Consider the following 9,437-nt stretch of genomic DNA (forward strand, 5'->3'; position numbering starts at 1 on the left):
ATCTAAAATCTAAAATCCAAAATTTTGCTGGTATAAGTCGATTACTTATAACTTAATTTCGTCGCAGGCTGGAGCCAGTTCCGTTCTACCAACAATTCCGCAATTTGGATGGCATTAAGCGCCGCACCCTTGCGTATCTGATCTCCACTCAACCACAGTTCCAATCCGCACGCATGAGAGATATCTTGACGAATTCGACCTACTAAAACTTCGTCGCGACCGCTTGCCTCAATTGGCATCGGAAAATAATTTGCCTGCCAGTCTTCCACCAGCTTGACACCCGGAGCAGTCGCTAATATTTCCTTTGCCTTGGCTGGGGGAAATGGTTGCTCAAATTCTAGGTTAATCGCTTCTGAGTGCGCTCTGAGTACGGGAACCCGCACACAAGTGGCACTTACTCGCAGTTCGGATGCGCCGAAAATCTTGCGCGTCTCATTGAGCATTTTCAGTTCTTCTTCACAATACCCTACTTCAGTCATTGGGGAATTGTGCGGAAATAAATTAAATGCCAGGGTGTAGGGGAAAATTCCTGGTTTTGGTGACTCTCCCTCTAAAATTTCGCGGCTGTGTGTTTTGACTTCTTCCATCGCCCTTGCACCCGCACCGCTTGCCGATTGGTAGGTGGCGACAACAATGCGCTGCACTGGCTGCACTTGATGCAGAGGCCAAACAGCCACTGCCATCAAAATTGTTGTGCAGTTAGGATTAGCAATTATACCCCGATGAGTGCCTGCTGCTTCTGGGTTCACTTCTGGAACCACTAGCGGAACTTCGGGGTTCATGCGAAAGGCACTGGAATTGTCAATTACAACTGCCCCAGCGTCTACCGCTTTATGCGCCCAGGCTTTAGAGGTAGAGCCGCCAGCAGAAGCGAGAACTAAATCTACATTATCAAACGAGCGATCGCCTACTGCCTCCACAGGCAAATCTTCGCCCTTAAATGACATGGTTCGACCAGCAGAACGTTCTGAAGCCAACAGCTTCAAGTCGGCTACGGGAAAGTTACGGGCTTCCAGAAGTTCTAATAACTCCGTACCTACTGCACCCGTGGCTCCGAGAATGGCAACGCGATAGGAATCAGACAAAGATGGTTCCTCCTCTTGAATACATATATTTCAAAAACTTTCGGTATCGAGCCTAAGCAATCTGTTAGGTTTTTTTTGTAATATTTGTAATATTTGTGCTTGTGCAAGGACACAGACTATTACTGCTTCTATTAGAATATCTCAAAGGAATTTTACATATCTAGAACTTCCCTTAACCTAACTTCCCTGCCAAAGAAGGAAAAGCTAGATTCTGGTTGAGTGAAAGCGCGTGCTGTCGATGTACTATCATCAAATATGTCAACAATAGGGATAGTAAGGTTTTATCTACACTGGCTGCAACTGTTGCAAAACTAGGATATCACGGGGTTGAGACGCTAGAGTTCTTCTTTGGCTTTAACCGACCGTCTTCCAAGCCTACCGTAGAATCGCTATCAACCCTGTGCGCTTTAGTTTCTAGAGAAGTTATCTGATGAAAGTTACCCAGGAAAAGCTCCCACAGAGCAGGATTGGCTTGGAAATTGAAATTCCACCGGATCAGTCAAAAAATGCCTACGAGCAGGTAGTCCAAAAGCTCGCCCGTACAGTCAACATTCCTGGGTTTCGCAAAGGAAAGGTGCCTCGCCAAATCCTGCTACAGCAATTGGGGCAGACACGGATTAAAGCAACTGCCCTGGAAGAATTGATTCAAAGTAGTCTCCAGCAGGCTCTTAAGCAAGAAGCAATTGAGCCGCTAGGTAACTATCAGCTGCGTTCCGATTTCGATGAGTTAGTGGGTCAGTTCAAACCAGGAGAACCCCTGACGTTTATAGCTGCGGTGGATGTGCAGCCGGAAGTATCGTTAGGCGACTACACTGGTCTTACCGTCAAGGCGGAGGAAGTACCGTATGACCCTAGCACTGTGGAAAAGTTCTTGGAGGAGCGTCGTGCGGAATTAGCCAACTTAATCCCTGTGGAAGGTCGCCCAGCGCAAATGGGAGATGTCGCAGTAGTGGATTATAGTAGCCGTTTGGCGGACGAACCAGAAGGTGAAGAAACTGAAAGTATTGCTGGGGGTCAAGCCGAAGACGCTCAAATTGAGCTAGTTGAAGGCAAGTTTCTCAAAGAATTTGTCGATGGCATTGTAGGCATGAGTTCCGGCGAGACGAAACAGATATCGGTGAATTTTCCGGAAGATTATCGCCAAGATTTAGCAGGGAAGACAGCTATCTTCAGCATCACGCTCAAAGACCTCAAGGAAAAAGAGTTACCAGCGTTAGATGATGATTTCGCCCAAGAAGTCAGCGAGTTTGAGACTTTAGCCGAGTTACAAGAGTCTTTAGAGAAAAAATTTCGCGACAAGGCTGAGCAAGAAACGAAGGCTAATAAGGAGCAAGCGATCGTCAGCGAACTGCTCTCAAAAGTTGAAGCTGACCTGCCGGAAACCATGATTCAGCAGGAAGTTGAGACGATACTGCGTCAAACCATCATGCAAATGGGGCAGATGGGGATTGATGTCAAGTCCATGTTTACACCGGAGATGGTGAAGCAAATGGGAGCGCGATCGCGTCCGGAAGCCATCGACCGACTCAAACAATCCCTAGCCCTGGAAGAAATTGCCAAGCGCGAATCTCTCCAAGCAGAACCAGAAGCCATTACAGCCAGAGTCAATGAGCTGCTAGAGCAGTTTCCAGACGACCAAAACATCGACAGGGAACGGCTGCATACCATTGTCTCAGCCGATTTGCTCAAAGAAAAAGCAATTAGCTGGCTAGAAGAACACGGCACAATTGAACTGGTTCCCCAAGGCACTCTCACGCCAGAGGAAGACGAGGAAACTGAAGCTGAAGTAACCGCTACCGAAGCAACAGAAACCGAAACGGCAGAGGAAACTGAAGCTACAGAAGCAACCACCCAGACGGCACAACCAGATGCCGAATCCTCTCTAGAGTGAATAAACCATAGGGGCAACCAAAAAACTGCCCCTACACCCTTATCAACAGTCCGTGATGGTCAAAAACAGCGGATTCGGATATAACGGAAGTATAGTGGATCAAGAACCACTCGCCAGTTCACCTGACAGTGCAGGGTTAGACTTCGCTCGTTTATGGTTATATCTCTATCCCGGAATTACGAAATCACAAGCCAAAGAAAACCGGATATTTACTCCGCCTTCGGTTCAAGCAACGTTGTTCCTATGGTGGTGGAACAATCCGGTATGGGGGAACGGGCGTTCGATATTTACTCGCGGCTACTGCGGGAGCGCATCGTTTTCTTAGGGACTCCGGTTGACGATGTGGTGGCTGACTCAATTGTGGCTCAGCTGTTGTTTCTAGACGCAGAAGACCCGGAAAAAGACATTCAGATGTACATCAACTCCCCCGGCGGTTCGGTGACATCTGGTATGGCAATATATGACACAATGCAGCAAATACGGCCTGATGTTGTTACCATATGCTATGGATTAGCAGCCAGCATGGGGGCGTTTTTGTTAGCAGGTGGAGCGCAGGGTAAGCGCATGGCTCTACCCAGTGCCAGGATTATGATTCACCAGCCCCTCGGCGGAGCTCAGGGACAAGCAGTTGATATCGAAATTCAAGCCAAAGAAATTCTTTATCATAAGCAAAAACTGAACGAGTTACTGGCTCACAGCACGGGTCAACCGTTTGAGAAAATATCGGAAGATACCGAGCGCGATTTCTTTATGTCATCGGCTGAGGCCAAAGATTACGGTCTCATCGATCAGGTCATCTCCAGGCAGAACCTTCCCCAGGCGGAAGCAGCTGTCACTTCACTGAGATAAGAGGCAAGTATGTCTAAGTACGACTCCCATCTGAAATGTTCCTTTTGTGGCAAGTCCCAAGAACAGGTACGCAAATTAATTGCCGGGCCGGGAGTCTACATTTGCGATGAATGCGTTGACCTGTGTAATGAAATTTTAGATGAGGAGCTACTGGACTCTGGGACTCCAGCACCTCAGCCGGTTCCCCGTGCCGAACCTCCCCAGAAGCGCCGCGTCCGTTCCTCTAGTCTCTCTCTGAGCCAAATTCCCAAGCCGAGAGAACTGAAAAAGTATCTCGATGAACACGTAATTGGTCAAGACGAAGCCAAGAAAGTGCTTTCGGTAGCGGTATACAACCACTACAAGCGCCTAAGTTTTATCCAATCTAAGAATAATGGCAAAGCGGGGCATGACGATCAGGTAGAACTCCAAAAATCGAACATTCTCCTGATTGGCCCCACAGGTTGCGGGAAAACACTTCTGGCACAAACGCTGGCAAGTATTCTGGATGTACCCTTTGCTGTAGCAGATGCTACCACTCTGACGGAAGCAGGGTATGTCGGAGAAGATGTGGAAAATATCCTGCTGCGACTGTTGCAGGTGGCAGACTTGGATGTGGAAGAGGCGCAGCGGGGAATCATCTACATAGATGAAATTGACAAAATCGCCCGCAAGAGCGAAAATCCCTCAATTACGCGGGATGTCTCTGGTGAAGGCGTACAGCAAGCTTTGCTGAAGATGCTGGAGGGGACAATCGCCAACGTGCCGCCTCAAGGCGGACGGAAGCATCCCTATCAGGACTGCATCCAAATTGACACGAGCAACATCATGTTTATCTGTGGTGGTGCCTTTGTTGGTCTGGAGAAAGTTGTAGAGCAGAGAATTGGCAAAAAGTCAATAGGCTTTGTTCAAGGTGGTGAAGGGCAGCCGAGAGAAAAGCGCACAGCGGATATTGTGCGGCACTTGGAGCCGGACGACCTGGTGAAATTTGGGATGATTCCAGAGTTTATCGGTCGAGTGCCAGTGGTGGCGGTCGTCGATCCGCTGGATGAAGAGGCGCTGATGGCGATTTTGACGGAGCCTCGGAATGCGTTGGCGAAGCAGTACCAGAAGTTGCTGAAGATGGACAACGTGCAGCTAGACTTTAAGCCGGATGCGCTGCGGGCGATCGCGCAAGAAGCGTATCGGCGGAAAACTGGCGCACGGGCGCTGCGAGGAATTGTTGAAGAATTAATGCTGGATGTGATGTATGAGTTGCCGTCCCGCAAGGATGTGACTCGATGTACCATTACGCGAGAGATGGTAGAGAAGCGTTCTACTGCGGAATTGATCGTGCATCCCTCTTCCATGCCCAAGCCTGAATCTGCATAATTTGTAGCAGTGGTACAAAAAAGCTGAAAATATAGAAACCCGTTTTCTCTGGAAAGCGGGTTTTTTACATAATAGTAGGGTAGACACCAATACTTCCCCTTATAAGGCAGACCTAACGATTTAGCCCCCTTCCCTAGTAGGGAAGCAGGGTGGTTTCATACAGTGAGAGAAAATATCGAAAACTGCAACATTTTGTAGGGGCATGGCATTACCATGCCCCTACCGGCAACCAAAATCAATGTTACAGAATTTTCTTTTAATAAATGAAACCACCCTGCCCTTCCCTACTAAGGAAGGGAGAAACATCAAAGCCCCTCTCCTAGAAGGAGAGGAGTTGGGGAGAGGTTAAGAGAGATGTATTGGGATGGGTACTACCCTAGATACTCAAAACTCAAAAGTCATAAAATGCCTCAAATTCAAGTTCGCGGCACTTCGCATTACTACGAATGGATCAAGACACCGAAAGATGGTGAAAAAAAGCCAGTAATTGTCTTCATGCACGGTTGGGGTGGATCTTCTCGTTACTGGGAAACCCCTGCTAAAGCCCTTTCGGAGACTTTTGACTGCTTGCTTTATGATATGCGAGGATTTGGGCGATCGCGTAAAATTTCGCCTATGGGGAACGGTAGCGTCCTAGCGGAAGAATCCTCGCCACTGGCAGAAGAACCAGCTACAGCGGAAGAGTTGACATATGAAATGGAGGAATACGCCGACGACTTAGCAGGGTTGTTAGAGGCCTTACAGTGCGATCGCGTCTATGTTAATGCCCACTCAATGGGAGCATCTGTCGCCGTCTTTTTTCTCAACCGCTACCCAGAGCTAGTAGAAAAAGCAATTTTAACCTGTAGCGGCGTTTTTGAATACGACGAAAAAGCATTTAAAGCCTTTCACAAATTTGGCGGCTACGTCGTCAAATTCCGCCCCCGTTGGCTGTATCAACTTCCCCTCGTTGACCGGATGTTTATGAAACGATTCGTGCATCGTCCCCTACCCAGTGCTATCAGTCGTGCTTTCTTAGACGATTTTCTGATGGCAGATTACCAAGCTGCTGTAGGCACCATGATTACCTCGGTTAGCGAAAAAGCAGCCCAAGTGATGCCGAATGAGTTCGCCAAGCTTAGCGTTCCAACACTTATAGTAGCTGGCGAATACGATATCATTATCCCCGCCGCGATGGGGCGTGTTGCCGCAGGATTGAGTGACAAGGTGGAGTATGTCGAGATTCCCGATACTGCTCACTTTCCCATGCTGGAAGCACCAGAAGCTTATCTGAAGGTAGTGCGAAAGTTTTTGGGAATAGGCACTGAGCAAAGTTTCGACCAAACTATAGTGTCTTAGTTGCGATCGCTATTGTACTCAGGCAGGTTTTCCCCTCAGCAACACAACCAAGGCAACACCTGTAATTCCAGCGACTACAACCCATGCTAAGGTCAAACCGATTAATTCGCTGAAGAATAGGCGCGTAGTCTGGCGCAAAATTCCACCTACAGTCCAGCCGATAGACAGCCCTATCGCCCAGCCTGCAACATTTGCTAAGATCCACATCCAAGCTTTTTTGACTTGCTGCCTGAGTACCAACCATTGCCCCAGCCCAAGCATTGTGCCTACAATTGTCCCATTCAAGACACCAAAGATTATTCTAGGTTCAGAAAGTAAGGTTCCGGGGGCAACCCAGCCTATGGCACCCATACCACTGCCCCCGATTAAAGCCCAACTGAGTATACTCGCTAATATCCACCACCAAGCGATCGCAAGATGCTGTCTAAGAACCAATGCTTGAGAAAATGCGATCGCGCTTGCACCTATTGTGCCCTCTACAAGTCTAATATCGGTTCTATCGCCAATTTCCACCCACAGCAAACTAACTAAAAAACCCACACAAGTGACTAACACCCATTGCAACCAGAAAAAGCATCCAATTTTTGATTTTTGATTTTTGATTTTTGATTGAGAAGTATTTTCAGCAGTAGGAAACAATCAAGCTAAGAGCCAAACGGTATTAAGACCCACTTATACTATCCGGTTGGAGGTGACTTCGGCAAAACTTTTGGTTGTGTAGCGCTTGCGGGAAAAAGCGAACGGAAAGCTTCTCGGCGTTTTTTGGGTGACTCTGGAGACATATAACTCCATAAACTTTCCCAGTAGAAAAAGGATACCCCATTAAAACCGCGATCACGCACCATCTGAACCTGCTGCTGAATTTGCTTCATGTCCACAGGACGACCCCATAACCCTGATAATATCCCCACACCGACGGGAATCTGACCGCGAGCCATCTGCACTGCTGGTTGCGACAACTCCGCAGCAAAAGTTTTCAAGTCATCGCGATACACCTGCAAAACTAACTCATTCACCAAACCACGCTTTATCCAAGTCTGCCAATCTTGGAGATAGGATCTATAGGCAAAATTGTAAGGGTTAGGAGATAAGGACACCAGACAGTAAGGATTAACGGATTTTACAGCTTGGAAAACTCGTTCCATAAAATCAGTAATTTTGTCTGCTCTCCAGCGTATCCACTCGGAATCTTTCGGATTAATCGGGGGGCTTTTTCCCTGATGTTCTTGTTGGTATAGTCTGATTGTGTAGGGGTCGTAGCCAAGCTCAACAGGTAAGCCAAAATGATCGTCTAATTGAATCCCAGCCACATCATATTTTTCGACAACTTCAACAATTAAATCGAGAATAAACTGCTGTACTTCCGGGTGCAGAGGATTGAGCCAAACTACTTTTCGAGTCAACTGTTTGCGGATGAATTCTTGAATTTTTCGAGAGGAAGGTTCAACATTTGGCTTTGCAGGCTTAAGCAAGTTTGGTTCTAATATATCTGGCGTCAGCATCTTTGTACCGTCCCCACGAAGTGAGATCCAGCCGGGGTGACGCTTCGCCAGATTTGAGCCAGCCGGAGCCATGAAGCCATACTCAAACCAAGGAATCACCCTAAGCCGCTGTCGATTTCCTTGCTTGACTATCTGCGCCAAAACATCGTTTCCTAGCCGTAGAATCTTCAGTCCTCTGTCTTGAGAACGACCAGTTACCCGTTTGGCTACAGAACTGGGATAGAAGGTATTTCCTCGGTTCCAGACTACCGGATAGACGGTGTTGAAGTTTAGTTGAGATAGCTGGTCTAATGCTCTGTTGATTCCCCAAGGGGTATATAGCACGCCACTGGCAACATTGGTCAGCCAAACGCCTCTTAACTCCGTAGAAGCTGAAATCGTTGGGGGATTTGCTTTAAACTGGGGAGGATAAATTGACAATGCGATCGCTAGTCCCAAGCATAGCCAAGAAATGAACCAGGTTGGATTCCGGTTCTGTTTTCCTTTTCTGCCTCTGTGACGCTTTCTAGTCACTCAGCGAAAGCTTCCATAAACTCGTAGCTGGAAAATAAGAGTAAGTCTTCCCACTGGTCTGAAAAATTTAGCAGCAACTTTGCGATCGCTATCTTATCAGCTATCGGATTGTTGAGCTACCTTCCTCACGGCTTCGATGTCCAACTCTAAAACCTCAGCTATTTGTTCTACACTCAACCCCTGCTGTAACAAGCGAGGCACTGTTTCTAGTTTGCCTTCTAGTTTGCCTTCTAGTTTGCCTTCTAGTTTACCCTCTTCCTTAGCTTCTTGATAGACTCTCGTTTGTTTTAGATCACTTAATCCAAACATTGCTTCTAACTCCTGACGGCTTAATTGAGTAAATTTGTAGACCAATATCGTCTCAATCAATTCTAAAACCTTTCGCCTGAGTGCTTCATCCTCAAGCTCTTGTTGTGCCTTCTGAATTAACTGTCTAGCCAGCGTCTGGGCTGTATCTTCATTCTCAACTACTAGCCGCACCATCCCCAAACCTACTGATGAATTTGCGGTTTCCTCCAATTCATCCAAATACACCCACTGTACTTGCTGACTTAGCAGCAGTCGCTGATATTCTATTGGCACTGCTTGGTCGATACTTCTTCGGCAAAACACTGCCACGGCACGCCAATCTCTTTTAGGTTTATTTTGACCGAGATAGAGGAAAATTTCGGTAAATAATCGATAGTAAAAGATATCATCTGGTTGAAACTGGACTTCAACAAAGTAGATGGGTTTACGGCTTTCGTTAGACGGAACAAATACTCCATCAATACGTTTAGCTGTTTCTTTGACTTCCCTGAGGGGGTGACACGCGCCCCGGAATCCAAGCTGTATACAGGTTTAACCCAATTATGGTAAGAAAAATAGGCCCGTTATTGTCAACAAGACCTATCTAACAAAAATGCTACC

At 47.3% G+C, this 9,437-nt stretch carries 8 protein-coding genes; 4 read left to right on the plus strand and 4 right to left on the minus strand.

Annotated elements, in window-relative coordinates; all coding sequences use genetic code 11:
- Nucleotides 1-41: 41 nt before the first annotated feature.
- Nucleotides 42-1,085, minus strand: a complete 1,044-nt coding sequence (locus NDI42_RS18175; RefSeq protein WP_190457584.1) for an aspartate-semialdehyde dehydrogenase — start codon at nt 1,083-1,085, stop codon at nt 42-44.
- 430 nt (nt 1,086-1,515) lie between these two features.
- Between NDI42_RS18175 and tig the strand changes: the two genes are divergently transcribed.
- The 4 genes from tig to NDI42_RS18195 all read left to right on the plus strand — a co-directional run bounded on the left by tig (nt 1,516) and on the right by NDI42_RS18195 (nt 6,513).
- Nucleotides 1,516-2,976: a trigger factor gene (tig, locus tag NDI42_RS18180; protein ID WP_190457586.1), complete on the plus strand. Its 1,461-nt coding sequence runs from the start codon at nt 1,516-1,518 to the stop codon at nt 2,974-2,976.
- 153 nt (nt 2,977-3,129) lie between these two features.
- Nucleotides 3,130-3,825 (plus strand): ATP-dependent Clp endopeptidase proteolytic subunit ClpP, encoded by a 696-nt coding sequence (clpP, locus tag NDI42_RS18185; RefSeq protein ID WP_190457588.1) that lies wholly within the window; start codon nt 3,130-3,132, stop codon nt 3,823-3,825.
- Nucleotides 3,826-3,834: 9 nt separating this feature from the next.
- Nucleotides 3,835-5,175: an ATP-dependent protease ATP-binding subunit ClpX gene (gene clpX / locus NDI42_RS18190; protein ID WP_190425637.1), complete on the plus strand. Its 1,341-nt coding sequence runs from the start codon at nt 3,835-3,837 to the stop codon at nt 5,173-5,175.
- Nucleotides 5,176-5,580: 405 nt separating this feature from the next.
- On the plus strand, nt 5,581-6,513 hold the full coding sequence (locus tag NDI42_RS18195) for an alpha/beta fold hydrolase (protein WP_190457590.1): 933 nt from the start codon (nt 5,581-5,583) through the stop codon (nt 6,511-6,513).
- An 18-nt stretch (nt 6,514-6,531) separates the two neighbouring features.
- Here the strand turns inward: NDI42_RS18195 and NDI42_RS18200 are convergent, their stop codons facing one another.
- From NDI42_RS18200 to NDI42_RS18210, 3 genes are all read right to left on the minus strand, one after another.
- A complete protein-coding gene (locus tag NDI42_RS18200; RefSeq protein WP_199311289.1) occupies nt 6,532-7,053 on the minus strand; it encodes a hypothetical protein in 522 nt (173 codons plus the stop codon).
- 137 nt (nt 7,054-7,190) lie between these two features.
- Nucleotides 7,191-8,528, minus strand: a complete 1,338-nt coding sequence (locus NDI42_RS18205) for a glycoside hydrolase family 10-like protein (protein ID WP_313931372.1) — start codon at nt 8,526-8,528, stop codon at nt 7,191-7,193.
- Nucleotides 8,529-8,624: 96 nt separating this feature from the next.
- Nucleotides 8,625-9,362: an Rpn family recombination-promoting nuclease/putative transposase gene (locus NDI42_RS18210; RefSeq protein WP_190457598.1), complete on the minus strand. Its 738-nt coding sequence runs from the start codon at nt 9,360-9,362 to the stop codon at nt 8,625-8,627.
- Nucleotides 9,363-9,437: the final 75 nt, after the last annotated feature.

It is taken from the genome of Funiculus sociatus GB2-C1 (genome assembly GCF_039962115.1).
Classification (GTDB): domain Bacteria; phylum Cyanobacteriota; class Cyanobacteriia; order Cyanobacteriales; family FACHB-T130; genus Funiculus; species Funiculus sociatus.